Below are 26014 nucleotides of genomic sequence, written 5' to 3' on the forward strand. Positions count from 1 at the left end.
TGTCAGGCCAGAGTCCGGGCCGTTATGCGGCGTTAAACTCGCCGCTGGCCACGAGGAAATCAATCAACTGCGTCAGCTTTTGCAGATCCTCCAGCGCGATATTGTGGAAGATGGCAATACGCAGCTGGTTACGCCCCAATCCACGGTATCCCTCAATGCCATACACCAGACGCTGCGCATTCAGGTAATCCGTCAGCTTCTCCACGTTAATGGCATCGCTAACATCAACCGTACACACCGTGGTGGAACGCGCGGCTTCATTTTCCACATACGGCGTCAGATAGTCGCTGTTTTGCGCCCATTGATAGATCAACTGGGCCTTTTCGCCTGCCAGGTGCTCAACGGCGGCAAAACCTACCTGATTCATACGTTTGAGCTGCTCCGCGAACAGGAACAGCGTCACGGTCGCGGGGGTGTTGTAAGTCTGCTGCTGTTTGCCATTGCTCAGCGCCAGACGCCAGTCAGCAAACACCGGAATGTAACGCCCTGCGGTGGCCGCCACTTCGGCAATGCGCGCCTGCGCTGCCGGAGACAGGATAGCCACAAACAGACCACCTTCACTGGCAAACACTTTCTGTGGCGAGAAGAAGAACAGGTCGACGCGGGAGAGATCGCACGCAATTTGCCCCGCTCCGCTGGTGGCATCCACCGCCAGTAAACACCCTTCTGCCACCGCAGGCAGCTGGCTGTTCATCACGCCGGTGGAGGTTTCATTCAAGGTCCAGGTGACAACATCCGCACGCGCATCCGCCTGTGGCACGTTGGGCTGACCATTTTCCGCCACCACTGCCTGCGCCGTGATCCAGGGAACCCGCGCGGAGGCCTGGTGCCACTTCTGGGAAAATTCACCGCATACATAGTGGGTGATGTGGGATTTCACCAGCCCTAATCCCACCATATCAAACACCAGCGTAGCGCCACCGTTACCCAGCACGATGGCGTAATCTTCAGGGACATTCAGCAAAGTACGCAGATTTTCCTGAATTTCGCCACACAGCTGGCGCACAGGCAGCTTACGATGGCTGGTGCCCAGCAGGTGTGGCCCACGGGCCGCCAACTGGGTTAAATCATCTAGATTGATCAGCGATGGGCCGCAGCCAAAACGGGGATCGGCCGGGATTAATGCATCGGGAATCGTTATTGCCACTTCTCTGTCCTTGGTTGTGAGATAAATCAATCGGGGTCACTCCAGTGGCATTGTCACTGGATCACTGTAGGTATATTCAAAGCCCAGCTCCTGACAAATGCGCGATCCATCCACGATCTTACCTTTGTCTTGCGCCACTGAAGGCAGGAACTGTGGCGGCGTCAAACCCAGTTGACGGGTGACGCTGGGGTAGAACGTATCCCGTGAAGGGTGCTGGGGCGCGCAGAGGTTGTAAACGCGCCCTCCTTTTGGCGTTTGCAGCAGCAGCATAATCGCATCCACCACATCGTCCAGATGCACCAGGTTCACCACATGCGAACCGGCATCTAAATCCGTTTTTCCCGCGAGGAAACGGCCCGGATGGCGTTTCGGCCCCACCAGACCCGCAAGACGCACAATGTCTACCTGCGTACCCGGCAGATCGTGCAGCCAGTTTTCCAGCTCAATCAAATTTTTTCCCGCGGTGGTGTCACCCTGGAGCGGACTGTTCTCTTTCACTACCCCGGCCACTGAGCCATAGACCGAAGTCGAACTGGTAAACACAATACGCGGGACTTTGTGCGCCAGCGCGGTATCCACCACATTTTGTACGGCTTGCATGTAGTGCTCGCCACCGGCCACCGTGCGGCTGGCGGGCAGTGTCACCACCAACGCATCCACGGAAAACAGCGTATCCAGATCCTCAGCTTCGCACACCATTTCCGGCGTCAGTTCCAGCTGAAATGCACTGATGCCACACCGTCTGGCCGCGTCCACGCCATCTGGCGTGGTTTTACTGCCGTTCACCTGCCAGCCACGCGCCGTCAGCGCCATTGCCAGCGGCATTCCCAGCCATCCTAGCCCGATGATTGCGACTTTTTTCATAGTGACTCCCGGCTTACTCTGTTGCACCTTGCTCTATCTTAGGGCTAGCAGGCAGCGCAAGCCAGTCCCTGACATCATGAAAAAAAATGCTTGCCAGCCGCGTTTATCTTCGTTAGGTTATTTGCCATATCAATGAATACTCATTCATGCGGAATTAATATGAAACGCGTTCAGTTCAACCACCATCATCACCATCACCCTGACTAGTCTTTCAGGCGATGTGTGCTGGGAGACGATTAGGATCTTCCAGTGGTGCGAGCGCAAAGAGAGCCCCCGGAAGATCATCTTCCGGGGGCTTTTTTTTGGGCGAACGCAACCCAACGATTGACAGACAAGATAATAAAAGAGGACAGGCACAACATGTTAGATAACACCCGTTTGCGCATAGCTATGCAGAAATCAGGCCGTTTGAGTGATGAATCACGCGAACTGCTGGCACGCTGCGGCATCAAAATCAATTTACAACAGCAGCGTCTGATCGCTTTCGCAGAAAACATGCCGATCGACATCCTGCGCGTACGTGATGACGATATTCCAGGCCTGGTGATGGACGGCGTGGTGGATCTCGGCATTGTCGGGGAAAACGTGCTGGAAGAGGAGCTGCTGAACCGTCGCGCACAGGGCGAAGACCCGCGTTACTTCACTCTGCGTCGCCTCGATTTCGGCGGTTGCCGCCTGTCACTGGCGATGCCAGTAGATGAAGAGTACACCGGCCCTGAGTGCCTGAATAACTCACGCATCGCAACCTCTTATCCGCACCTGTTGAAGCAGTACTTCGACAAAAAAGGCATCAATTTTAAATCTTGTCTGTTGAACGGCTCAGTAGAAGTTGCACCTCGTGCTGGCCTGGCAGATGCCATCTGTGACCTGGTGTCAACCGGTGCCACGCTGGAAGCGAACGGCCTGCGCGAAGTGGAAGTCATCTACCGTTCCAAAGCGGTATTGATTCAGCGTGATGGCGAACTCCCGGCTGCGAAGCAGGAAATCGTCGATAAAATGATGACCCGTATTCAGGGCGTGATCAAAGCCCGTGAATCCAAATACATCATGCTGCACGCGCCGAGCGAACGTCTGGAAGAAGTGATTGCCCTGCTGCCAGGTGCTGAGCGCCCAACCGTACTGCCGTTGGCGGGTGAGAAGAGCCGCGTCGCCATGCACATGGTGAGCAGCGAAAGCCTGTTCTGGGAAACCATGGAGAAGCTGAAAGCCCTGGGTGCCAGCTCCATCCTCGTGCTGCCAATTGAAAAGATGCTGGAGTAAGCGATGAGCGCCTTCAATACCCCGGTTATCTGGGCTGAAAACAGCCCACAACAGCAGCAAACGCTGCTGCAACGCCCGGCGATCTCTGCTTCCGCCAGCATCACTGCGGTGGTGCAGGACGTTCTGGAGCAGGTGAAGACGCAAGGTGATGATGCCTTACGTGCACTCAGTGCCCGCTTTGATAAAACGGAAGTCACCGAATTACGCGTCAGTGCAGCCCAGATGGAAGCCGCTTCAGCCCGCCTGAGCGATGAACTGAAACAGGCGATGCAGGTTGCGGTCGGCAATATTGAAACCTTCCACAACGCACAGATCCTGCCTGCGGTCGATATCGAAACCCAGCCCGGCGTGCGCTGCCAGCAGATCACCCGTCCGGTGCAGTCGGTAGGCTTATATATTCCTGGTGGCTCAGCTCCGCTGTTCTCGACGGTACTGATGCTGGCTACCCCGGCACGTATCGCCGGATGCGGTCGCGTGGTGCTGTGTTCACCCCCGCCGATTGCCGATGAGATTCTGTATGCCGCACAGCTGTGCGGCGTGAAAGAAGTCTTCCAGGTGGGCGGCTCTCAGGCGATTGCCGCGCTGGCTTTTGGCACAGAATCTGTGCCAAAAGTGGACAAAATTTTTGGCCCAGGCAACGCCTATGTTACCGAAGCCAAACGTCAGGTCAGCCAGCGTCTGGATGGCGCAGCCATCGATATGCCTGCGGGCCCGTCTGAAGTGCTGGTGATTGCCGATGACGGTGCTAACGCGGCGTTTGTGGCCTCTGACCTGCTTTCTCAGGCAGAACACGGTCCGGATTCGCAGGTTATTCTGCTGACCCCCTCGCGCCGCCTGGCGGATGCAGTGGTGGTAGCCGTAGAAGAACAGTTGGCCGTCCTGCCGCGTGCAGCAACGGCACGTCAGGCGCTGGAGAGCAGCCGCCTGATTGTCGCGGCCGATCTGGATGAGTGTGTCGCTATCTCCAATCAGTATGGCCCGGAGCACCTGATTATTCAGACCCGTCAACCACGCGATCTGGTGGAGGCTATCACCAGCGCCGGTTCGGTGTTCCTTGGCGACTGGTCACCGGAGTCTGCTGGCGATTATGCCTCTGGCACCAACCACGTGCTGCCGACTTACGGCTACACCTCAACCTGTTCCAGCCTGGGTCTGGCTGATTTCCAGAAGCGCATGACCGTGCAGGAGCTGTCGCCACAGGGCTTTAGCAACCTCGCGCGCACCATTGAGATTCTGGCTGCTGCCGAACGTCTGGATGCCCACAAAAATGCCGTTACCCTGCGTGTTGCTGCACTGAAGGAGCAAGCATGAGCCAGAAGATTGAAGAGTTAGCCCGCGCCAACGTGCGTGCCCTGACGCCCTATCAGTCCGCCCGTCGTCTCGGCGGTAACGGTGACGTGTGGCTGAATGCCAACGAGTTCCCATTGCCAGTGCCGTTTGAGCTGTCGCAGCAAACGCTAAATCGCTACCCTGAGTGCCAGCCGAAGCGGGTGATTGAGCGCTACGCCGCCTATGCCGGTTTAACCCCGGAGCAGGTGTTAGTCAGCCGTGGTGCGGATGAAGGTATTGAGCTGTTGATGCGTGCTTTCTGCGAGCCAGGTAAAGACGCGATCCTGTTCTGCCCCCCAACCTACGGCATGTACAGCGTCAGCGCAGAAACCATCGGCATTGAGTATCGCACCGTTCCGGCTCTGGACGGCTGGCAGCTGAATCTGCCTGCCATTGCCGACCAGCTGGATGGCGTGAAAGTGGTCTACATGTGCAGCCCAAACAACCCAACCGGCAACCTGATTAATCAGGATGATATTCGCAAGCTGCTGGAGATGACCGCTGGAAAAGCGCTGTTAGTCGCCGATGAAGCCTATATCGAGTTCTGCCCGGAAGCGACCCTGGCCGGCTGGCTGCAAGAGTATCCGCACCTGGTTATCCTGCGCACCTTGTCGAAAGCCTTTGCCCTGGCTGGCCTGCGTTGTGGCTTCACCCTCGCCAACAAGCCGGTGATCGACCTATTAATGAAAGTGATCGCCCCTTACCCGCTGGCCACACCGGTGGCGGATGTCGCAGGACAGGCACTGAGCGATGAAGGCATTGCCCTGATGCGCCAGCATGTTGCTGAGCTCAACGCCAACCGCGCATGGCTGTTCGAACAACTGCCGCAGTTGAATGTCGTGCAACAGGTGTTCCCAAGCGAAACCAACTACATTCTGGTGCGTTTCAGCGATTCGCCAAAGGTGTTTAAAGCGCTGTGGGATCAAGGCATTATTCTGCGTGATCAAAACAAAAACCCTGGCCTTGCGGGATGCCTGCGCATTTCCATCGGCACCCGTAATGAGTGCGAGCGCCTGATCGCTGCACTGCAAGCATTATCTCTGGAGCAAGCATGAGTCAGAAGACCCTTTTTATCGACCGCGATGGCACCATCATCTCTGAGCCACCGAGTGACTTCCAGGTTGACCGCATGGACAAGCTGGCCTTCGAAACCGGCGTGATCCCGGCCCTGCTGGCGCTGCAAGGCGCTGGCTACCGTCTGGTGATGATCACCAATCAGGATGGCCTTGGCACCGACAGTTTCCCGCAGGCTGACTTTGATGGCCCGCACGACCTGATGATGCAGATCCTCACCTCGCAGGGCATTCAGTTTGATGACATTCTGATCTGCCCGCACAAACCCGAAGACAACTGCGACTGCCGTAAGCCAAAAACCAAAATGGTGGAAGCCTGGCTGGCAGAAGGCGCAATCGATGTCGCCAACAGCTATGTGATTGGCGATCGCCTGACGGACATCCAACTGGCAGAGAATATGGCGATTCAGGGCCTGCGCTACGGTGCCGAAGGTCTGGACTGGAAAGCGATTGAAGATCGCCTGACCAAGCGCGACCGCTATGCGCTGGTCAATCGCAACACCAAAGAGACGCAGATTAAAGTTGAAGTGTGGCTGGACCGCGAAGGCGGCAGCAAAATCAACACCGGCGTCGGCTTCTTTGACCACATGCTGGATCAGATCGCGGTACATGGCGGCTTCCGCATGAACATTGATGTGAAAGGCGATCTCTACATCGACGATCACCACACGGTGGAAGATACCGGTCTGGCACTGGGCGAAGCGCTGCTGAAAGCGCTGGGCGACAAGCGCGGTATTGGTCGCTTTGGCTTTGTCCTGCCAATGGATGAGTGCCTGGCACGCTGTGCGCTGGATATTTCCGGACGTCCACACATCGAATTCAAAGCCGAGTTCAGCTACCAGCGCGTAGGCGATCTCAGCACCGAGATGGTGGAGCACTTCTTCAGCTCCCTCTCCTACGCCATGATGAGTACGCTGCACCTGAAAACCAAAGGTAAGAACGACCATCATCGCGTTGAAAGCCTGTTTAAAGCCTTTGGCCGCACGCTGCGTCAGGCGATTCGCGTTCAGGGCAACACCCTGCCGAGTTCGAAAGGAGTGCTGTAATGAGCGTCGTCATTCTCGATACCGGTTGCGCCAACCTCTCTTCGGTGAAGTGGGCGATTGAGCGACTGGGTTACACGCCAGAAGTGAGCCGCGATCCCGATGTGGTCCTGCGCGCCAGCAAGCTGTTTCTTCCTGGGGTCGGCACCGCACAGGCGGCGATGGACCAGTTGAAAGAACGCGACCTGATCGAACTGGTAAAAGCCTGTACCCAACCGGTGTTGGGTATCTGCCTCGGTATGCAACTGCTGGGTAAAGGCAGCGAAGAGAGCGGCGGAATTGAAACGCTGGGTCTGGTGGATGCCTCGGTTGGACTGATGGACACCAGGGGTCTGCCACTGCCACACATGGGCTGGAACCAGATCACCGCGCAGGCGGGTCATCATCTGTTCCGCGATATTCCCGATGGCAGCTACTTCTACTTCGTCCACAGCTACGCGATGCCGGTTAACGCCAGCACCATCGCCCAGTGTGATTACGGCCAGCCGTTCACCGCGGCGGTGCAAAAAGATAACTTCTTTGGCGTACAGTTCCACCCGGAGCGCTCTGGCAAAGCGGGCGCCCAGTTGCTGAAAAATTTCCTGGAGATGTAATGATTATCCCGGCATTAGATTTAATTGATGGCACCGTGGTGCGTTTGCATCAGGGCGATTACGGTCAGCAGCGTGACTATGGTAGCGATCCCCTGCCGCGCCTGCAGGATTACGAACGTCAGGGTGCTCAGGTTCTGCACCTGGTCGACCTTACCGGCGCGAAAGATCCGGCTAAGCGCCAGATCCCACTGTTGAAAACCCTGTTAAACGGGGTTGAGGCGATTGTGCAAGTGGGTGGCGGGATCCGCACTCGCGAAGATGTGAAAGCGTTACTGGACGCGGGCGCAAGCCGTGTCGTGGTGGGCTCAACGGCGGTGAAACAGCCGGAAGAAGTTCAGGCGTGGTTCCGTGAGTTTGGTGCCGAGGCGATTGTGCTGGCACTCGACGTACGTATTGACGCTAACAACCGCAAAGAAGTAGCCATCAGCGGCTGGCAGGAAGCGGCGGGTGTGACGCTGGAGCAGGTGATTGAACAGTTCCAGCCGGTAGGCCTGAAACACGTGCTGTGCACGGATATTTCACGTGACGGCACCCTGAGCGGTTCTAACGTTGCGCTGTATCAGGAAGTCACCGCCCGTTATCCTGACATTGCTTTCCAGTCTTCTGGCGGCATTGGCGCATTGGATGATATCGCGGCGCTGCGCGGCAGCGGCGTGCAGGGTGTGATTGTCGGTCGCGCACTGCTGGAAGATAAATTCACAGTTTCGGAGGCAATCGCATGCTGGCAAAACGGATAATCCCCTGCCTTGACGTACGTGATGGTCAGGTGGTGAAAGGCGTTCAGTTCCGCAACCACGAAATCATTGGCGATATCGTCCCACTGGCTCAGCGCTATGCGCAGGAAGGGGCTGATGAGCTGGTGTTCTATGATATCACCGCCTCTTCCGATGGCCGTGTGGTTGATAAGAGCTGGGTCTCTCGCGTAGCAGAAGTGATCGACATTCCTTTCTGCGTCGCCGGTGGGATCAAAACGCCGGAAGATGCTGCGCGCATTCTGCAATTTGGTGCGGATAAGATCTCCATCAACTCGCCTGCGCTGGCCGACCCCGAGCTAATCACCCGCCTCGCCGACCGTTTTGGCGTGCAGTGCATTGTGGTGGGTATCGATACCTGGTTTGATGAAGCTACCGGTAAATATCACGTCAACCAGTATACCGGCGATGAGTCTCGCACGCGTGTAACGCAGTGGGAAACCCTCGACTGGGTGCAGGAAGTCCAGAAGCGTGGCGCAGGCGAGATCGTACTGAATATGATGAACCAGGACGGCGTGCGCAACGGCTACGATCTGGTCCAGTTGAAGAAAGTCCGCGACGTGTGCAAAGTGCCCCTGATCGCCTCTGGCGGTGCCGGAACCATGCCGCACTTCCTCGACGCTTTCGAGCAAGCCAACGTCGATGGCGCACTGGCCGCCTCGGTGTTTCACAAACAAATTATCAATATCGGCGAGTTGAAAAACTTCCTGATCGACAACGGTGTGGAGATTCGCGCGTGTTAACAGCAGAACAACTGGCTAAGCTGGATTGGGCCAAAACCGCAGGCATGATGCCTGTTATCGTTCAGCACAACGTCTCTGGCGAAGTGTTGATGCACGGTTATATGAATGAAGAAGCCCTGCAAAAGACACTGGCGGAAGGCAACGTCACCTTCTTCTCGCGCACGAAAAACCGTCTGTGGACCAAAGGGGAAACCTCCGGTCACTTCCTGCAAGTTGCCAGCATTACCCCAGACTGCGATAACGACACCCTGCTGATTCTGGCTAACCCAATCGGGCCGACCTGCCACCTTGGCACCTCAAGCTGCTTCTCACCTGCTGCACCAGACTGGGTGTTCCTGCATCAGCTGGAGCAGTTACTGGCATCACGGAAAAGTGCCGATCCGGCCAGTTCTTATACCGCTAAACTGTACGCCAGCGGCACCAAGCGCATCGCACAGAAAGTGGGTGAAGAAGGTGTGGAAACCGCACTGGCCGCCACGGTTAACGATCGCCATGAACTGACCAACGAAGCGTCCGATCTGCTGTACCACCTGCTGGTGCTGTTGCAGGATCAGGACCTCGACTTCAGCACCATCATCAATAACCTGCGCGCCCGCCACAAGTAATTGTGCAACATGCTGCTCAAAATCGTCAGAGATGGCGAATTTTGAGCAGTATACTTCTCAAAATCGGCATCATCCGGGTAAACATGGATGAAGAATACTGTGCGAAATTCACTGCAACTCGCCGCCCTGTTCAGCAGAATCGCCAACAAGGAACATCCCCATGACAACCCATGAAAAACTGCTCGCGCTGCTCCAGGCGAATAATGCCCGCTACCAGCTGATGGAACATGAAGCCACCGGCAAATGCGAAGCCGTTGCGGCCATTCGTGGTACGGCGGTAGGCCAGGGGGCCAAAGCGCTGGTGTGTCACGTGAAAGGTAACGGCATCAAGCAACATGTGTTGGCGGTGCTGCCCGCGGATTGCCAGGCGGATCTCACCAAAGTCGCCTTCGCCGTGGGTGGCCGTCGCGCTTCGCTGGCAAGTCCGGCAGAAGTGGACCTGCTGACCGGCTGCGTATTTGGCGCAATTCCGCCTTTTAGCTTTCATCCAGATTTAAAACTGGTGGTTGATCCACTGCTGTTTACCCGCTTCGACGAAATTGCCTTTAACGCCGGTCTGCTGGAACGGTCTGTGATACTGAATACGCAGGATTATCAGGCGATTTTTGGCGGTGAAGTGGCGAGTTTAATCCTGTAATTGCCAATAGCCGCGCATATCGCTACTCTTCGTTATTCAACATCACGAAATAAGTAGATCTATAATTATGGCAATGAAATTCCTCTCTTCGCGTATCGCGAAAACGGTGACGCTGGCACTGCTGGCGGGTTGTGCGTTTACGGCACAGGCAAAAATTGAACAGATTCGCTTCGCGGTTGATCCCACTTATCCTCCTTTTGAATCAAAGACGCCACAGGGCAAGCTGGTCGGTTTTGATATCGACCTCGGCAATGCACTCTGTGCGCAGATCCAGGCCAAATGCGTCTGGGTTGAGAGCCAGTTCGACGGCATGATCCCGGCACTGAAAGCGCGTAAATTCGACGGCATTCTGTCGGACATGGGCATTACCGAAGAGCGCCTGAAGCAGATCGACTTCACCGTGCCACTGTATGACACCAAAACCCAGCTGATTGCCCGTAAAGGCTCCGGCCTGCTGCCAACCGCAGAATCGCTGAAAGGTAAAACGGTGGGTGTTGAGCAAGGCACCGTACAAGAGCGTTATGCGCTGGCAAAATGGCAGCCGCACGGTGTGAATGTTGTTCCTTACGGCGATCAGGCACAGGTTGAAACGGATTTAGTCTCTGGCCGTCTTGATGCCGTGTTCACCGACGCTGCACAAGCGGCAATTGGCTTCCTAAAGCAGCCACAAGGTCAGGCCTTTGAGCTGGCCGGTCCGATGGTGGAAGATCCTATCATCGGCCCAGGCACGGCCATTGGCCTGCGTAAAGGCGACACAGAATTGAAAACTGCGCTGGATAACGCCTTCGCAGAAATCAGCAAAAACGGCACCTTTGATAAAATTCAGAAAAAATATTTCGCCACCGATATTTCCATTCAGAAGTAATGCTTCGGGCGGCATTTTTGCCGCCCTTTTCCGCATCAGCACTATAATTTGACTCATCAAATTCTTTGTACGGGCTTTTTTTACCCGTAGCGCACAGGACATGACCGCGTTATGCAACAACAACATCATCCTCTGTTGAGTGCTTCACTGGGTACTCAGCGTGAAATTGTCAGCTTCCACTTCGGCACGGACTCGCATCAGCGCGTCTATATTCAGGCCGCGCTGCACGGAGACGAGCTGCCGGGTATGGCTGTCGCGTGGTACTTAAAACACAAACTGTTAGCGCTGGAATCCGCTGGACAACTCAAGGCCAAAATTACCCTGGTCCCCGTTGCTAATCCGTTGGCGTTAAGCCAGCACTGGCACGGTACGCAACTCGGGCGCTTTCATACCCAAACCGGCCAGGATTTTAACCGCCGTTTCCCGGCCTTGGGTGAAACGCTGGCCGCCGAGTTAGCGGATATTCTTACGCAGAGCGAATATGAAAATAAGCGTATTATCCGCGAGGCCATTGACCGCCACTATCGAGATCGGATTGCCAAAAATGAACTTGATTCGCAGCGCTATACGCTGATGCGCATGGCAAGCCAGGCCGACTTAATGATCGATCTGCACTGCGACTGGGACGCGCTCCCACACCTGTACACCACACCCCATGCGTGGCAAGAGATTGAACCGCTGGCACGCTGGTTGGGTAGTGAAGTGCAACTGCTGGCACAGATCTCCGGCGGCGAGCCGTTTGATGAAGCCTGCTGCGAACCCTGGGTCACGCTGGCGGAAAAGTTCTCCCGGAAATTCCCGATGCCGCGCGGTTTGCTGCCGGTCACTCTGGAATTACGTGGTGTGGCGGATGTAGCACCCGAGCAGGCGGAGAAAGACGCGGATGCGATTATCAACGCGCTGACTGAAGGCGGGTATATCGAAGGTGATGTGGGTGAATCCCCTGCTCTGCTGAACCCCGCCACCGAATTGGCTGGGTGCGAATATATTCACGCGCCGCATTCAGGGCTGTTATTGAATCGCCGGGCTTTGGGTGAGTGGATCAAGGCAGGTGAAGTGGTGGCTGAAATTGTCGATCCGATTACCGATCAGGTCACACCGCTGATTGCGCAATATGGCGGGATTCTGTATGCACGTAATCTGATGAAGTTTGTTACGACCGGGATGCTGGCCGTGCGTCTGGCGGGGGAAAATGCCGGGCGGAGCGGGGCTTTGTTGGTGGAGTAAATACAGCAGATTAAATTAAAGAATATATCTCTTTATTGTAAGCCGCTAGTACTGACAGTAATAGCGGCTTCAATTATAAAAAATCAGTGCCTTTTATTATTAATCTTTTGCTCCAGATAACTTACTCTTTCTCTGTAAATTGCTAAAATTCTCAGCATGTTTTTAAACTCTTCTTTTAAATGTTTAAAATAACCCTTATCAACTTCAGATACATGGAGCTCTTTTTCATTTAAAACATTGTCAAAATCGCTCTCTTGAGAAAAAAGATGACTTACATCAGAAGAAGTTGGAGTCGAGTTTTCATGACTAAATAACTCTCGTCTTTTAAAAGAAAGCTCATCCGTAAGATTAGACAATAGCTCTTCAAAGACACTGTATTTTTCTCTGGCTTCCTGGAGCTGCTTACTCAAGCCTTCACTTGATCTCTGCACTTCATTAAACTTGTTTTCAATAAACCGCAACGCCTCAATTTCCCCATTGGCATAATTTAAGTTTCGTTGCAAATCACCTTTAAGTTTAAATAAATAATCTATTGAGTTCAAAGTTATCAAATCATGATAGATATGCACTAGATTAGGTTCAATCAGTTCGCTATCTTTAATTTCCAAGGATTCCAGGAACGCTTTGCACAATGAATAGAAATTAAAGTAAGAATCACCATGCAGCGTATTAGCATTCCATTCAAGGAATGAAACACAGTAGCTGACATAATCGCAACGTTTCTCAGTAAAAAGACCTGCATCTTCCAGGTTTTTCTTTAATTGCTTCAATGCATCTATTGCACAGGCATAGGAACTATTTCTCGAATTTTCCAGCGATCCATTTCTTGCAACGGTGTGGCTTATCAGAACCTGGTCAAGAACACTTATTTTCCCAGCAAGTAAAACTTGTGTTGCTGTAAAAGCGAGATCGTTACTCGTCCTAATTTCCTGAAACATTACTCCAGTGGAAACAATAAAATCTCGCTTAAAAAGCTTGTCCCATGGCCACCATATAAAAGCCCTAAAGAAATCAGATTTAATATCCCTGCCACTAAATACCGTTTGTGGCGGCAAAAGATCACTTCTTATTGTCCATGGGGTTTCAGTGACTTTTTGAGTGTTATAGTCAATAAAATGAGTACGGAAACAGAGAACATCAAGTTCCAGAGATTCAGAGGTGGAAAATAACAGTTCAAACATGTTGCTTTCAATCACATCATCGTCATCCAGAAAAATAATGTATTTTCCAGTCGCATGTTCAATTCCAATGTTTCTTGATGCTCCAGCACCAAGATTATCCGTCATTTTAATTATTTTTATTCTGCTGTCTTGAACGATATAACTTTCAATAAGATCAACGGTACTATCAGTAGAGCAGTCATCAATGATGATGAGTTCAAAATCGGGTAGAGTTTGATTTAAAACGCTTTCCAGTACAGTTTTAAAATAGCCCTCCGCATTGTGAACAGGCATAACGACAGATATTTTATGCATAATACTTTGTTCTACCATAAAAAGTCACCTCAAATAATTATACATTATGATTATAATATTTTTAAAATTATGTCTTAATTTTAATTGAAAGCTTATTTTCTATTAATCGCTCAACCTCAGAGATTTTATGCCCAACTGCCAAAAGACTATGATTAACATCAGCGTTGTTATTAATGCAGGAGATTTCTAATTGTGCTATTTTTGAATTTACTAAATTCAAATCACACCTTAACTCACTGAGCTGTTCCTGGATATCATTTAAATTAGACAAAACAAGCTCATTAACAGCACTGTCATTATTAATTTTTTTTGCGGGAACTAACTTTGCCTTCATCACTCTGAAGACCATACAGATGAAAGAGCACGGGCCCAGTTTGAATAAATTAAACTTCACTTTCTCTGCATAAGATGTCGATACCTTTCCATTCATTATTTCGCAGAAGAAAGAACAATCTTTTCTTAAGACACTCACAATCAACTCTACAGATTTGCGATCGTAATATTTATTACTCAAATGATGACGAATTTCAGAATGAGTATATAAGTCGAAATGAGGGACGAGAGTTTTGTAAAACTCATCGGAGTAAGTGGGTGAAATAACTTGCTGAACCCAGGATAAATGTACTCCCAGCCAGTTAAGAGAATAATCTCTATACTCTGCGAGTAAGTTTTTCTCGGATAAAAAACGCCAGATGACTGAATGCTGATGGAAAACGCCCAGCAATCTATTTCCATCTGATGCTGTAGATTGGCCAACACGATTTTTTCTGTGGAAGCACAAGGTTTCATTAACAATGGCTACCTTAGTGCCAGACAACGTTGTAAACCAATGGAAACCATTATCTTCAAAAAAACAAGGGCCAACAGGAAATAAAATCTCGTTGTCTTTAAGCAATGATGCCTTATATAATTTACGCCAAGGAACAGGTTGCAGTTCTAAAACTTTCTTTTTTGACTCTACTGTAGTTGTATCTATACAGCCCAATTCTTTTATAACTTCCCAGGCCGGATCGAAAGGTGCCTTTAATTCATTGAGCTCGCCTGACATTTCCTTATAGGCACAAATAGACATGCTAGCATCATTTCTTTCAGCTGCTAAATATAACGCCTGAAACATTCCCGGATCGTAAAGATCATCGCCATCAGCAAAACCTATATACTTACCTTTAGCTAGGCCAATCCCAACATTTGCTGGAGTTGCCACGCCGCCTATGGAGTTTTCTTTATTTAAAACGGGAATAATACGCTTATCAGTTCTGGCATATTCTGCAATTATTTCTGGAGTTCTGTCTGTTGATCCATCATCTACAATAATGATTTCAATATCAGTAATGGTTTGATTAATGAGACCATCAAGACATGCAGATATATATTTTTCAATATTGTATGAAGTGACAATTATTGATATTATAGGTTTCACTCACATTACCTCATCTTTAATATTATAACTGTAGCAATTTAAAGCCATACAGAGAGAATATAGATGTGATGATGCAATAGCCCTGCTAAAAATATTTTACAGGCCAACCCGCTATTTAGATCATCAACATCATAACCTCATCATGACTAGCGTGCATGTAACATGTCATGCTTGAGATTATCGTAACGCCTGATATAGATAGAGGAAATAAGATTTCACCTGAAAATCATCTTTATTGTTAATTGGAAATATGAATAGCAATCAATTCACTGTCAATATTATAATTAAAAACACAAAGGCATTGAAATTACACAGTGCAAACAAAAATTATAATTAAAAATTGACATTTCTCTAAGACCATAAATATAAGAGAGCTTCTTCTTTTCGGGCTGTGCTATAGCCACAGAATTGCAATAAAAAAGTCCCCTCAATTGAGGGAACTTTTAGTATATAAAAATAAAAATGGAAATATTATTTAATATCTAACCATTCGGTATGGAACACACCGTCTTTATCTGTACGCTTGTAAGTGTGCGCACCGAAGTAGTCGCGCTGCGCCTGAATCAGGTTGGCTGGCAGCACTTCTGAACGGTAGCTGTCGTAGTAAGCGATGGCTGCTGAGAAGGTTGGAGTAGGAATACCGTTCTGTACCGCGTAAGCCACTACATCACGCAGTGCCTGCTGGTATTCGTCAGCGATATTTTTGAAGTACGGTGCCAGCAGCAGGTTAGCGATGTCCGCGTTTTCTGCGTAAGCATCGGTGATTTTCTGCAGGAACTGAGCGCGGATGATGCAACCAGCACGGAAGATCTTCGCGATTTCGCCGTAGTTCAGATCCCAGTTGTTCTCTTCAGACGCAGCGCGCAGCTGAGAGAAGCCCTGAGCATAAGAAACCAGTTTACCCAGGTACAGGGCGCGACGTACTTTCTCAGAGAACTCAGCCTTATCACCTTCAACGGTTTTCGGTTTTGGACCGGTCAGCACTTTAGAAGCGGCAACACGCTGGGTTTTCAGAGAAGAGAGGTAACGTGCGAACACAGATTCAGTGATCAGAGACAGTGGCTCGCCGAGATCCAGTGAGCTCTGGCTGGTCCATTTACCGGTACCTTTGTTTGCCGCTTCGTCCAGAATCACATCAACCAGGTATTTACCGTCTTCATCTTTTTTAGTGAAGATGTCTTTGGTGATGTCGATCAGGTAGCTGCTCAGCTCGCCGTTATTCCACTCAGTGAAAGTCGCTGCCAGCTCTTCGTTGTTCAGGTTCAACGCGCCTTTCAGCAGTGAGTAAGCTTCTGCAATCAGCTGCATATCGCCGTACTCGATACCGTTGTGAACCATTTTCACGTAGTGACCCGCACCATCCGGACCTACGTAAGCAACACACGGCTCACCATCTTCATCCGCTACTGCCGCAATTTTGTGCAGGATTGGGGCTACCAGCTCGTAAGCTTCTTTCTGGCCGCCAGGCATGATAGATGGGCCTTTCAGTGCGCCCTCTTCACCACCGGAAACGCCGGTACCGATAAAGTTGAAGCCCTGATCAGACAGTTCTTTGTTACGACGAATCGTGTCTTTATAGAAGGTGTTACCGCCATCGATCAGGATGTCACCTTTGTCGAGGTGTGGTGTCAGAGAAGCAATCGTCTTATCCGTAGCTTCACCCGCCTGTACCATCAACAGAATACGACGAGGCTTTTCCAGCGATTCTACGAACTCTTCCACTGTGTAGTATGGAGCAAGCTGTTTGCCCTGATTTTCGGCGATAACTTCATCAGTCTTTTCGCGTGAACGGTTGAAAATAGAAACTGTGTAACCACGGCTCTCAATGTTCAAGGCCAGATTACGACCCATGACAGCCATACCCACAACGCCGATCTGTTGCTTAGACATTACATACTCCTGTCTGTTAAAAAGACGTATACAATTTGTTCAGAATGAGTTGGTTCCACATCTTACATCAAGTTACCGGTAACACAAAAGTTATTAATTGTGCTGAGCACGAACTCACACATACCCTTAATATCAGTCAGAATTTAGACGAAGTGACTATCAAGTTAACACTCAAATTACTGTGGTTATTAATCGCAACAGTACTCAAATGGATTCACAACGAGGAATAAATTTTTAATGTGAGTTGAATAACGCTACTAGAGCAAAACCCCTTGACGACACCTTCTCTTGCACAATGACCAAAACGTTGTCTCAATGCAGGGTTTTCTAAAAGCATTTTTACTTTCTTTGTTAAATCATTAATATCTTTTCGGGCGACAATATAACCTGTTTTGTTATTTAAAATAATGCTGGAGCATCCACCTGTATCGTATGCAATAGAGGCACGCCCAACGGATGCCGCTTCAATGAGGATTCTGGGTACGCCTTCAGCATAAGTAGACGGCAATGCAACGATATTAGCATCCTCAATGAGAAGCTTAACATTATCACTTTGCCCCATCCAATCAATGTAACCCTCATTATGCCATTTACTGATCATTTCATCTGGCATGGCATCAGGATCATCTTTTGTAACGATACCAGCAACCTTTAATACAAAGTAACAACCTTCACTCTCTAAAGTTTTTTTCACTTCTATAAGATCTTGTAATCCTTTGCTCCAAATCAGCCTACTAGCAAAAAGCACAACCGGAATTTTATTTTCTGGTTCTTCTTTATATAAGTAATATTGAGTATCTACACCAGCACCATTGATGATCGCAGTTTTACTTAATTCTACGCCTGTAAGCCTGGCTATCACATCGCGATCAACATGATGTTCAAAGACAAAAAAGACACCTTCTCTTTTTGCGATCCACCTGTAAAGTGAGGCCACCAGTCTCCTGATAATTAGATACTTCATATTATCAGATGAAAAAACCCGGCCCAACCCTACAAAACTCAACACTAACTTTATATTTTTTATTTTTGCAAAAACCCCACCAATAAGACAGGCCTTGATCGTTATGCAGTGCATAATAGAAGGGTTTATTTTAGCTATTATCCTAATGGCGGAGTATATATCTTTAACAAAAACCAAGGGATTAGTTGATTGCTCAGACATTTTAGAATCATGAACAGTCAGGCCTAAAGCCTCTAATTTCTCCTTATTTTTTTGATCTGTAACATTACAAATCAAATGCACTTCATAGCCACTATCGATTGCGGCTATTGCACGCTCTTTCCAGTGTAATAAAAAGTACCAATCAGAATTAATAAAGTAACAAAGTTTTTGCATTGCTCGATTCAATGGCTTCCTCACTTTTTAGAAAAACCGTCCTTAATCCCCAGAAAAATTGCTTTGGCAAAATTTATTTTCGACTGGGACTTCAGAACCATCAAAAAGTATTTAAACACCCTGAATAAAATTGAAATGTGACTAAATGGCCTGTTGTTATTAAAAATTTTAAACGACAGCAGCAGATTTCTTACAAGATAATAAACTTTCCAAGGAGGTGGTGTGATATCACTCTCTGGCACATCATGTATGAACACCAACTCTGGCCGATAGACCAATTTAAACCCACTTGAATTTAAATACCAAGAGTAATATATGTCATCATAATAGATGAACAAATCTTTATTTATATTATAATAGGTTTCTTTTAAAACAGCATGCTTAATAATTAACCCCACAAATGAAAAAGTACAGATTGGTGTAACGTCGTTATTTCTGGCGACAAAATCTGTATCATTCTTTTGATATGAAATGATTTCACTCAAACTATTCGGGATTTTTTTCCACGGGATATTCATCTTGCAACGCATCCCGGAGGGAGTGATAACTTTTGTGGCGAAAGCATCTACTCCTTGTTTATCGATTTTATCAAATGTATCCAGTAGGTCTGGAGTAGGATAAGCATCATCGTCAAAAACCATGACCCAGTCAGCATCAATGTTTTTAGCAATCCATTCAGCCCCACAGTAGAAACCACCTGCACCGCCATCGTTTTTAGGGCTGGTGATAACGGAAAGCCGCGCATCGTCTAAACTACCCAACCAGTCAGCTGTGCCATCTGTCGACGCGTTGTCAATAATAACAATATGGTTGAAAGGGAGCAGCTTAGAAGCTGCCCACGTTTTCTTTAGCTTATCGAGCCTGTTATAGGTGACGATCAGAGCCGATATATTCATCTTGGGTTAATGACAAATGCAGGCATGTCACCGTCTTTTGCTATAGCCTGGGTGTAATGACGAGCAACCTCTAAGGCCTCTGCAATAGTCACATCCATATCTAAGTAACGGTAGGTCCCTAAGCGTCCAACGAATGTAATATTTTTCTCTTGGTCAGCATCATCAAGATACTTTTGTAACAAGGACATCTCTCCCATTTGTCTAATAGGATAGTATGGGAGATCGTCCTCACCACAAGCCCGGCTGTACTCCTTGTAACAAAGCGATGAACTATGCTGTTCCCAGGGAGCAAAATATTTATGCTCGGTGATTCTGGTGTAAGGAACATCCAGTGAGCAATAATTCATTACTGCACACCCCTGATAATCCCCTTCAACACTGAAGGCTTCAAAATCTAACGTTCTGTAACCAAGGCGACCATATCGGTATTCAAAGTAGCCGTCTAAAGGACCACAATAGAAAACATGATCATAGTTCTTTTTTAATTCATGATCATAATGGGTGTTGAGTTCAACAGTAATCCCTTTATGATTTAAGATAGATGCAACTATCGGTGTATAACCTTCTTCAGGCATCCCCTGATATTTGTGATTAAAGTAGTTATCATCATAGTTGAAGCGTACAGGAAGTCGTTTCAATATAGATGCGGGTAATTCTTTAGGCTCCATTCCCCATTGCTTGATGGTGTATCCCTTAAAGAATGCCTCATATAATTCTTTGCCTACAAACTTTAAGGCTTGATCCTCAAATGTTTTTGGATCCAAAATTGAAGCATCCCCTTTCGAGGAGATCAAATCTTTAGCCTCTGCGGGTGAACAGGTTTTTCCGAAAAACTGGTTTATAGTATGTAAATTAATTGGCAGTGAGAACACTTGATTATTAACAGTCGCCTTAACCCTGTTTGTATAAGGCATCATATTACAGTGACTGTTAATGTAATCCCAAACTTCTTTGTTATCCGTATGGAATATATGTGGACCATAGGTGTGTACCATAACACCCGTTTTTTCATCACGATGGCTGTAGCAATTTCCGGCAATATGGTCTCGGGAATCAATAACTCTCACATTATGCCCTGCTACTGCTAATTCGCGAGCAATCACTGCACCGGAGAACCCAGCACCTACAATCAATATTTCTTTTTGCATTTTATTACCCTAAAATTACTTTACGGATCTTATAATAATTACGAGCAATGACTTGCCTACGCTGGCTGCCAACAGGTGCAAACTTATTTAAGTAAGGCATTAATTTTCTTTTAATTTTTGTTTGTAAAAGAATTTTGTTTTCTATGTGAACGGAAAAAATACCCGCATTTGATTTATTCAATCTATCTAGCACTTCTTTATGCCAAGGCGTGGAGTCAATATATTTCATGAAGTTATCGAAGAAATCGACATTTGCAGTATCCCACGGTTTATTATCCCCGGCAAAATGAATCATGCTTGGTGTTTTTCTTGACTCCAGAAAACGCATGTATGTTGAAAATTGCAGATTCGGGAAGAAGTCATCTGTATTACCATTGCCGTGATATACATTCCACTCCAGAGGCAGGAAATGAACCCTTCCAAAGAAAACCTTATTCATAATATCCTGATCTAAGAACCAATACTTTCTGGCTTTCATTGCAGATATTAATTTAGTAAAGGTATCTTCTTTATTCATTTGAGAAATATTAAAGATAATTATTCCTGCCTGAAAATACTGCTGCGTGTCAGTCATTCCCAGTACACTTGTCAGGTAATCACCTGCGTGTATACTTTTTGGCTCATCATCAATGTGAGTCATGGCGCCAAATTTGACAAACCCTTCCATTACAATATCTTTTACAGCCGCTACCAGGTTGTCTTGAAGATCTACACTAGCTAGCTCTGCAATGTCACTTTCTACAATGGTATCAGCATCGATAAAGATCACCCTTTCTGAATTCGAGAAGAGCGAAGGGATGAAAAGTCGCGCATAGGTAGCGGCACTAAAATGTGCGCGAGTATACACACTACGCATCTCACTAAAAGCATTGACGTCAAAAAATCGGATTTTAAAATTAGGAAGATTTTTAATCAGCCCGACTAATCTTGATTTATTCCTTTCTGATACATTATTCTCTAAAATCACAATATCATAATTACGATCGATAGAGGAATTTTTACAAATAGAGTTAATGAGTGCACCGCCACTCAATGCATAATTGTCATCAAAGCAAATAACCACCTGAACATTTCGCTCATCAAATGCCGGGTTGAGCTTGCCATTGAAAGTTTCATTTTTAATGAACGTTCGTTGCAGTTCTTTCTTTACTAGCGGCTGTTTTTTATCTTTATTAAGAATGAAAATGTTAAACAGTCTTTCGGAAATGTGACCAATTACTCTTTTTTCCTGTAAAGAGTATTTTCTCATCGAAAAATGATTTTCAAGGTGGTCAAATATTGAAAAAAGCCACTCTGAATATTCGATGAAAATTTCTTTTTTCATCACAAACATATTCGTGTAGTAACCATCTGTTGCCTGATTGAACTCTCGAACAGCGGTTGCATATTCTGGATAGAGAAAGAGTAAGCTATCAATCGCGCTTTGGTAATCTTCAATATGCAAATGAGGTGATGATTTATAATGATCATAGTTATTTTTACTGCCGGCCTGTTTGACACTCCATTTTTTTGGTAGCAGTATATCTACGCCAGAAACGGCTTCATTGATGCTTTTTTCATTGAGCCCGAACTTTTCTTCGTATGCTGTAGACAGAATATCTTCATTTACCACGCCCCAAACATCTTCTTCATAACCCTGGTTTTCAGAAAAATTAAGATGTCTGCGATAATGCATAAAACCGACATAGTCGGGAAGCTCTTCGTTTTTCCACACCCAATACTGGGCAGTTAATTCACAATAAAACGGGTTTTTGTATGAAATATTATTTCCCGTATTGTCACCCATGCAGCAAATATCATTATAACTATTTTCTTTACCAACGTGAATTGGCTTAATGATATCTGAGCTTAAAAAAGCACTTGGCTTATGGTGGCTAGTATATAATACAACTTTTGAGAATTCAGCTTTCACTTATGATCCCTTACATGGAAGAGCGATATTGTTCAAGTATTTCTTCAGCCTTGCCCGAGGCTTTAAGGCGGTGATTTTCAATCCAGATAACACGGTCACAAATTTTCTCAATATCAGAGAGATTGTGGCTCACGAACAAGATTGTGACCCCTTTAGCCTTAAATTGGTTGATCGTTTCGATGCATTTTTTTTGAAATGCATAATCACCAACAGCCAGCACTTCATCTATAATCAATATATCAGGATCTACCTGGGTAATAACTGAAAACCCTAGCTTTGCTAACATTCCACTTGAATAAACACGTATGGGTTCATCAATAAATTCTCCCAACTCTGAGAATTCAATGATTTTATCAATTCTTTCATTTAATTGCTTTCGGCGTAAGCCTAAAAGAGTGGCATTCAAACGGATATTTTCCCGACCTGTTAGCTCAGGGTGAAAACCTCCACCTAACTCTAGCATTGAAGCGACCCTACCTCGGGTCACTACACTTCCTTTAGTCGGTTTTATTACGCCAGCAACTAAACCAAGAGATGTACTTTTTCCTGCACCATTTCGCCCAATCAATGCGACTGACTGCCCCTTTTCCACCTCAAAACTAATATCTTCAATTGCAAGATAACTTCTACCCGAGAGCAAACTCAATGCTCGCTTTGGGTTAAAGATCAGTTCTTTGATTCCTGAACCAATATGATGATATAACGGATAGCTTTTTGTTACTGAGTTAAATTCAATTGCGACTTGCATCATAAAATCTCTGCAAAACGATATTTTAATTTATTGAACACCCAGGCGCCCAATGCGAGTATCACAAAACCAACAAGATAGAGAGTAAAGATCCTCTCATAATCAATATGGCCATTCATGAACAAGTCACGCCAGCTCAGCACCATGTCTGCCAGTGGGTTATACTCAATCAACCATTGATAATTTTGCGGAATCATATCTCCCGCGTAAAGAATTGGCGTGCAATAAAACAGCAGCATTATCCCCAAAGTAACAAACCTCTCTAAATCACGGAAAAACAGATTCAGCGTCGAAAGAATAAGTGCAATTCCATAAGAAAATATGAGCTGCCCGACCAAAATAATGGGTATGCCAAATATCCAGTTCCAGTGTGGAGTCATATTGTAAATCAGGAGAAAAACAATAATGACGGGAATTGTACATAAGAAATGTAAACACTCCATCATTACATTACTGAAAGGAATTACCGACCGAGGAAACACTGTTTTCTTGATGATTTGGGCATTAGCGATAAAGGAAAACAACGAGTTGGTCGTTGAACTCGCAAACCATTGCCACGGAAAAAGTCCAGTGATAATAAAAATGGTGTAGTTTGGAATTTGAACCCGCATGATTAACTTAAAAATAAAGTAATAAATCATTGCAAAAAGCAACGGGTTAGCAATTGACCAAAGGTAGCCCAGGAAACTGCTTTTGTAACGAACTTTGAGTTCTTTTTCCGTGATTACGGTAATAAGATCAACAAGATACCCTAAACTAAACTTCATACATTTCGCTCTAGTAATAATCGCACTCAGGTGATTAATTAGTGATCAATTATGGACGTAATATTACAGCCACGCTACCGCCCTTGGTTTACAGCTACCAAAGTGCTTGTGCTCTTCAACATTGTCCAAATACCAATATATTTGGTTAATAATAGAATTATTTGGTAACCACTAATGTTTCATAAAGTTACACAAATTAATTTTCACCGTATATATTCGTAGTCTACTTAGACTTAATTTACCAGTGCTGAACAAAGAAAAAAGCCTGCATGCTTGCAGGCTTATGATTTGTAAGGCTTTTACTTAAACCCTTCAGGGTTTCTACTCTGCCAGTTCCAGGTATCGCGCATCATCTCATCGATGCCACGGCTCACACGCCAGTCTAGCTCGCGGTCGGCAAGGCTGGCATCGGCCCAGAAGGCTGCCAGATCTCCCGCGCGACGCGGTTTGATTTCGAAGGGAATGGTCTTACCGGACGCTTTCTCAAAGGCTTTGATCATCTCCAGCACTGAGTAACCTTTACCCGCACCGAGATTATACGCCGTGTAGCCAGTGTTCTTCGCCAGGTGGTCCAGCGCTTTCAGGTGCCCTTCTGCCAAGTCCATCACGTGGATGTAGTCACGCTGGCAGGTGCCGTCTGGAGTAGGATAATCACCACCAAACACCCCTAACTGCGGCAGGCGGCCAATCGCCACTTGTGCAATGTACGGCAGCAAGTTGTTGGGAATACCCGATGGGTCTTCGCCAATCTCGCCGGACTCATGTGCGCCAACCGGGTTGAAATAACGCAACGCGATGGTGTTGAACTGCGGTTCAGCCTTGGCGAAATCACGCAGTACCCACTCAATCATCAGCTTTGAAGTGCCATAAGGGCTGGTAGTGCCGCCGATTTGTGTAGTTTCAACATAGGGAACCGGGGCGTGCTCGCCGTACACGGTCGCAGAGGAACTGAAAATGAAGTTCCATACATTCGCTGCGCGCATCTCTTCCAGCAGAACGACCGTGCCGGAAACGTTGTTTTCATAATATTCCAGCGGTTTGCGGGTGGACTCACCAACTGCTTTCAGTGCCGCAAAGTGAATGACCGCGTCAATAGGGTGCGTGGCAAACAGATCGCGCAGGCAGGCACGATCCAGGACATCACCCTCAACAAAAACGGCACTTTTTCCCGCCAGTTTTTCGACCCGGCGGATCGACTCCTGCGAGGCATTGCTTAAATTATCCAGTACTACAACATCATCGCCGCGCTGCAACAGCGCCAGCACGGTATGCGAGCCAATGTAACCCGCACCCCCGGTAACCAGGATAGCCATGTCCACTCCTTTATAACCGCAGGCTAAGCCTGCGGCAGAACAATTAGGGGGTTATTTTGCCAGGATTGCTTTAATGGCGTCACGGAATTCTTGTCCCTGAGCGGTATGACGCAGGCCATAAGAGACAAACGCCTGCATGTAGCCCAGTTTACGTCCACAGTCGAAGCTGCGGCCGGTCAGCAATGCGGCATCTACCGGCTTTTTCTTGCTCAGGTTGGCAATCGCATCGGTGAGCTGAATGCGGCCCCAGGCACCCGGTTCCAGGTGTTCCAGTTCGGCCCAAATGTCAGCTGAAAGCACATAACGACCCACGGCGGCCAGGTCTGAACCCAACTCACCTGGATTTTCTGGTTTTTCGACGAAATTATTAATCACGCCAACATCGCCTGGGTTTTCCAGTGGCAGTTCGGTGGTGATCACCGAATACTCAGACAAATCAGCCTCTGGCATATGCGCCGCCAGCACCTGGCTGTGTCCTGTCTCTTCAAAACGGGCCACCATTGCAGCAAGGTTGTAGCGCAGATGGTCAGCGGTGGAGTTATCCAGCAGCACATCTGGCAGTACCACAACAAACGGGTTGTTACCGATCATTGGACGGGCGCAAAGCACCGAATGGCCAAGACCCAGAGGCTGAGACTGGCGTACGTTCATGATAGTCACACCCGGTGGGCAGATTGACTGCACTTCACTCAGCAGCTGACGCTTAACGCGTGCTTCCAGCAGGGCTTCCAGCTCATAAGTGGTATCGAAATGGTTTTCCACCGCATTTTTGGAAGCATGAGTGACCAGCACAATCTCCTTGATACCCGCCGCAACACATTCGTCAACGATGTACTGGATCATTGGCTTATCCACGATCGGCAGCATCTCTTTCGGAATGGCTTTTGTCGCAGGCAGCATGTGCATACCGAGACCGGCAACCGGGATTACAGCTTTAAGCTTGGTCATATTTATTCCATTTAATGAAG

At 47.8% G+C, this 26014-nt stretch carries 25 protein-coding genes and 1 other annotated feature; of the genes, 12 read left to right on the forward strand and 13 right to left on the reverse strand.

Annotated elements, in window-relative coordinates; genetic code table 11:
- Nucleotides 1-22: 22 nt before the first annotated feature.
- Both B880_RS0106535 and B880_RS0106540 read right to left on the reverse strand, forming a co-directional pair.
- Nucleotides 23-1147 carry an aminotransferase class V-fold PLP-dependent enzyme gene (locus B880_RS0106535; RefSeq protein ID WP_017346583.1) on the reverse strand — a complete coding sequence of 375 codons (1125 nt, stop codon included), beginning with the start codon at nt 1145-1147 and terminating at the stop codon, nt 23-25.
- 36 nt (nt 1148-1183) lie between these two features.
- Nucleotides 1184-2011: an SDR family oxidoreductase gene (locus B880_RS0106540; RefSeq protein WP_017346584.1), complete on the reverse strand. Its 828-nt coding sequence runs from the start codon at nt 2009-2011 to the stop codon at nt 1184-1186.
- Between the two features lie 159 nt (nt 2012-2170).
- Here B880_RS0106540 and hisL point away from each other — a divergent pair, with 159 nt between their 5' ends.
- The 12 genes from hisL to B880_RS0106595 all read left to right on the forward strand — a co-directional run bounded on the left by hisL (nt 2171) and on the right by B880_RS0106595 (nt 12138).
- Nucleotides 2171-2218: a his operon leader peptide gene (gene hisL / locus B880_RS26650; RefSeq protein ID WP_118665699.1), complete on the forward strand. Its 48-nt coding sequence runs from the start codon at nt 2171-2173 to the stop codon at nt 2216-2218.
- Nucleotides 2194-2315 (forward strand) — a sequence feature (His leader region). It overlaps the preceding gene by 25 nt.
- A 56-nt stretch (nt 2316-2371) precedes the next feature.
- The gene (gene hisG / locus B880_RS0106545) at nt 2372-3271 is read left to right on the forward strand and encodes an ATP phosphoribosyltransferase (RefSeq protein WP_017346585.1); all 900 of its coding nucleotides are present in this window, start codon (nt 2372-2374) and stop codon (nt 3269-3271) included.
- A 3-nt stretch (nt 3272-3274) separates the two neighbouring features.
- Nucleotides 3275-4582 carry a histidinol dehydrogenase gene (hisD, locus tag B880_RS0106550; protein ID WP_017346586.1) on the forward strand — a complete coding sequence of 436 codons (1308 nt, stop codon included), beginning with the start codon at nt 3275-3277 and terminating at the stop codon, nt 4580-4582.
- Complete coding sequence (gene hisC, locus B880_RS0106555) at nt 4579-5655, forward strand: histidinol-phosphate transaminase (RefSeq protein ID WP_017346587.1); 1077 nt, start codon at nt 4579-4581, stop codon at nt 5653-5655. Before hisD ends, hisC begins: the two co-directional genes overlap by 4 nt.
- A complete protein-coding gene (gene hisB, locus B880_RS0106560; RefSeq protein WP_017346588.1) occupies nt 5652-6719 on the forward strand; it encodes a bifunctional histidinol-phosphatase/imidazoleglycerol-phosphate dehydratase HisB in 1068 nt (355 codons plus the stop codon). Before hisC ends, hisB begins: the two co-directional genes overlap by 4 nt.
- Entirely contained in the window at nt 6719-7309 is a 591-nt protein-coding gene (gene hisH, locus B880_RS0106565; protein WP_017346589.1) for an imidazole glycerol phosphate synthase subunit HisH, read from the forward strand. Before hisB ends, hisH begins: the two co-directional genes overlap by 1 nt.
- Nucleotides 7309-8046, forward strand: coding sequence for a 1-(5-phosphoribosyl)-5-[(5-phosphoribosylamino)methylideneamino]imidazole-4-carboxamide isomerase (gene hisA / locus B880_RS0106570; protein WP_017346590.1), 738 nt, complete (start codon nt 7309-7311; stop codon nt 8044-8046). The genes hisH and hisA overlap by 1 nt, the downstream gene beginning before the upstream one ends.
- Nucleotides 8028-8804: an imidazole glycerol phosphate synthase subunit HisF gene (gene hisF, locus B880_RS0106575; protein ID WP_017346591.1), complete on the forward strand. Its 777-nt coding sequence runs from the start codon at nt 8028-8030 to the stop codon at nt 8802-8804. Before hisA ends, hisF begins: the two co-directional genes overlap by 19 nt.
- Nucleotides 8798-9409, forward strand: a complete 612-nt coding sequence (gene hisIE / locus B880_RS0106580) for a bifunctional phosphoribosyl-AMP cyclohydrolase/phosphoribosyl-ATP diphosphatase HisIE (protein ID WP_017346592.1) — start codon at nt 8798-8800, stop codon at nt 9407-9409. The genes hisF and hisIE overlap by 7 nt, the downstream gene beginning before the upstream one ends.
- Nucleotides 9410-9569: 160 nt before the next feature.
- Complete coding sequence (locus B880_RS0106585) at nt 9570-10046, forward strand: YbaK/prolyl-tRNA synthetase associated domain-containing protein (RefSeq protein WP_017346593.1); 477 nt, start codon at nt 9570-9572, stop codon at nt 10044-10046.
- Between the two features lie 67 nt (nt 10047-10113).
- Nucleotides 10114-10911 carry an ABC transporter substrate-binding protein gene (locus B880_RS0106590; RefSeq protein WP_026042460.1) on the forward strand — a complete coding sequence of 266 codons (798 nt, stop codon included), beginning with the start codon at nt 10114-10116 and terminating at the stop codon, nt 10909-10911.
- A 111-nt stretch (nt 10912-11022) separates the two neighbouring features.
- The gene (locus tag B880_RS0106595; RefSeq protein ID WP_017346595.1) at nt 11023-12138 is read left to right on the forward strand and encodes a succinylglutamate desuccinylase/aspartoacylase family protein; all 1116 of its coding nucleotides are present in this window, start codon (nt 11023-11025) and stop codon (nt 12136-12138) included.
- 83 nt (nt 12139-12221) lie between these two features.
- Here the strand turns inward: B880_RS0106595 and B880_RS24795 are convergent, their stop codons facing one another.
- The 11 genes from B880_RS24795 to galF all read right to left on the reverse strand — a co-directional run bounded on the left by B880_RS24795 (nt 12222) and on the right by galF (nt 25994).
- Nucleotides 12222-13631, reverse strand: a complete 1410-nt coding sequence (locus B880_RS24795) for a glycosyltransferase family 2 protein (RefSeq protein WP_017346596.1) — start codon at nt 13629-13631, stop codon at nt 12222-12224.
- A gap of 49 nt (nt 13632-13680) precedes the next feature.
- Nucleotides 13681-15033 carry a glycosyltransferase family 2 protein gene (locus tag B880_RS0106605; RefSeq protein WP_017346597.1) on the reverse strand — a complete coding sequence of 451 codons (1353 nt, stop codon included), beginning with the start codon at nt 15031-15033 and terminating at the stop codon, nt 13681-13683.
- A gap of 471 nt (nt 15034-15504) precedes the next feature.
- Nucleotides 15505-16923: an NADP-dependent phosphogluconate dehydrogenase gene (gene gndA / locus B880_RS0106610; protein WP_017346598.1), complete on the reverse strand. Its 1419-nt coding sequence runs from the start codon at nt 16921-16923 to the stop codon at nt 15505-15507.
- Nucleotides 16924-17137: 214 nt separating this feature from the next.
- Nucleotides 17138-18274 carry a glycosyltransferase family 4 protein gene (locus B880_RS0106615; protein WP_237760988.1) on the reverse strand — a complete coding sequence of 379 codons (1137 nt, stop codon included), beginning with the start codon at nt 18272-18274 and terminating at the stop codon, nt 17138-17140.
- Nucleotides 18275-18282: 8 nt separating this feature from the next.
- Nucleotides 18283-19158, reverse strand: a complete 876-nt coding sequence (locus B880_RS0106620; protein ID WP_017346600.1) for a glycosyltransferase — start codon at nt 19156-19158, stop codon at nt 18283-18285.
- Nucleotides 19155-20306: a UDP-galactopyranose mutase gene (gene glf, locus B880_RS0106625; RefSeq protein WP_017346601.1), complete on the reverse strand. Its 1152-nt coding sequence runs from the start codon at nt 20304-20306 to the stop codon at nt 19155-19157. Before glf ends, B880_RS0106620 begins: the two co-directional genes overlap by 4 nt.
- A gap of 4 nt (nt 20307-20310) precedes the next feature.
- The gene (locus B880_RS0106630; protein ID WP_026042461.1) at nt 20311-22218 is read right to left on the reverse strand and encodes a DUF4422 domain-containing protein; all 1908 of its coding nucleotides are present in this window, start codon (nt 22216-22218) and stop codon (nt 20311-20313) included.
- Between the two features lie 10 nt (nt 22219-22228).
- Nucleotides 22229-22966 (reverse strand): ABC transporter ATP-binding protein, encoded by a 738-nt coding sequence (locus B880_RS0106635; RefSeq protein WP_017346603.1) that lies wholly within the window; start codon nt 22964-22966, stop codon nt 22229-22231.
- Entirely contained in the window at nt 22966-23733 is a 768-nt protein-coding gene (locus B880_RS0106640; RefSeq protein ID WP_017346604.1) for an ABC transporter permease, read from the reverse strand. The genes B880_RS0106635 and B880_RS0106640 overlap by 1 nt, the downstream gene beginning before the upstream one ends.
- Before the next feature lie 299 nt (nt 23734-24032).
- A complete protein-coding gene (galE, locus tag B880_RS0106645) occupies nt 24033-25046 on the reverse strand; it encodes a UDP-glucose 4-epimerase GalE (RefSeq protein ID WP_017346605.1) in 1014 nt (337 codons plus the stop codon).
- Nucleotides 25047-25097: 51 nt separating this feature from the next.
- Nucleotides 25098-25994, reverse strand: a complete 897-nt coding sequence (gene galF, locus B880_RS0106650) for a UTP--glucose-1-phosphate uridylyltransferase GalF (protein WP_017346606.1) — start codon at nt 25992-25994, stop codon at nt 25098-25100.
- Between the last annotated feature and the right edge of the window lie 20 nt (nt 25995-26014).

This window comes from Pantoea sp. A4, assembly GCF_000295955.2.
Taxonomy (GTDB): Bacteria; Pseudomonadota; Gammaproteobacteria; order Enterobacterales; family Enterobacteriaceae; genus Pantoea; species Pantoea multigeneris.

Coding starts and splice junctions, on each gene's coding strand:
- B880_RS0106620 (WP_017346600.1), bottom strand. CDS start 19,158: ATGAATATATCGGCTCTGATCGTCACCTATAACAGGCTCGATAAGCTA.
- B880_RS0106585 (WP_017346593.1), top strand. CDS start 9,570: ATGACAACCCATGAAAAACTGCTCGCGCTGCTCCAGGCGAATAATGCC.
- B880_RS0106640 (WP_017346604.1), bottom strand. CDS start 23,733: ATGAAGTTTAGTTTAGGGTATCTTGTTGATCTTATTACCGTAATCACG.
- hisG (WP_017346585.1), top strand. CDS start 2,372: ATGTTAGATAACACCCGTTTGCGCATAGCTATGCAGAAATCAGGCCGT.
- hisH (WP_017346589.1), top strand. CDS start 6,719: ATGAGCGTCGTCATTCTCGATACCGGTTGCGCCAACCTCTCTTCGGTG.
- hisC (WP_017346587.1), top strand. CDS start 4,579: ATGAGCCAGAAGATTGAAGAGTTAGCCCGCGCCAACGTGCGTGCCCTG.
- B880_RS0106595 (WP_017346595.1), top strand. CDS start 11,023: ATGCAACAACAACATCATCCTCTGTTGAGTGCTTCACTGGGTACTCAG.
- glf (WP_017346601.1), bottom strand. CDS start 20,306: ATGCAAAAAGAAATATTGATTGTAGGTGCTGGGTTCTCCGGTGCAGTG.
- hisA (WP_017346590.1), top strand. CDS start 7,309: ATGATTATCCCGGCATTAGATTTAATTGATGGCACCGTGGTGCGTTTG.
- B880_RS0106635 (WP_017346603.1), bottom strand. CDS start 22,966: ATGCAAGTCGCAATTGAATTTAACTCAGTAACAAAAAGCTATCCGTTA.
- hisB (WP_017346588.1), top strand. CDS start 5,652: ATGAGTCAGAAGACCCTTTTTATCGACCGCGATGGCACCATCATCTCT.
- galE (WP_017346605.1), bottom strand. CDS start 25,046: ATGGCTATCCTGGTTACCGGGGGTGCGGGTTACATTGGCTCGCATACC.
- gndA (WP_017346598.1), bottom strand. CDS start 16,923: ATGTCTAAGCAACAGATCGGCGTTGTGGGTATGGCTGTCATGGGTCGT.
- hisD (WP_017346586.1), top strand. CDS start 3,275: ATGAGCGCCTTCAATACCCCGGTTATCTGGGCTGAAAACAGCCCACAA.
- B880_RS24795 (WP_017346596.1), bottom strand. CDS start 13,631: ATGGTAGAACAAAGTATTATGCATAAAATATCTGTCGTTATGCCTGTT.
- B880_RS0106540 (WP_017346584.1), bottom strand. CDS start 2,011: ATGAAAAAAGTCGCAATCATCGGGCTAGGATGGCTGGGAATGCCGCTG.
- galF (WP_017346606.1), bottom strand. CDS start 25,994: ATGACCAAGCTTAAAGCTGTAATCCCGGTTGCCGGTCTCGGTATGCAC.
- hisF (WP_017346591.1), top strand. CDS start 8,028: ATGCTGGCAAAACGGATAATCCCCTGCCTTGACGTACGTGATGGTCAG.
- B880_RS0106590 (WP_026042460.1), top strand. CDS start 10,114: ATGGCAATGAAATTCCTCTCTTCGCGTATCGCGAAAACGGTGACGCTG.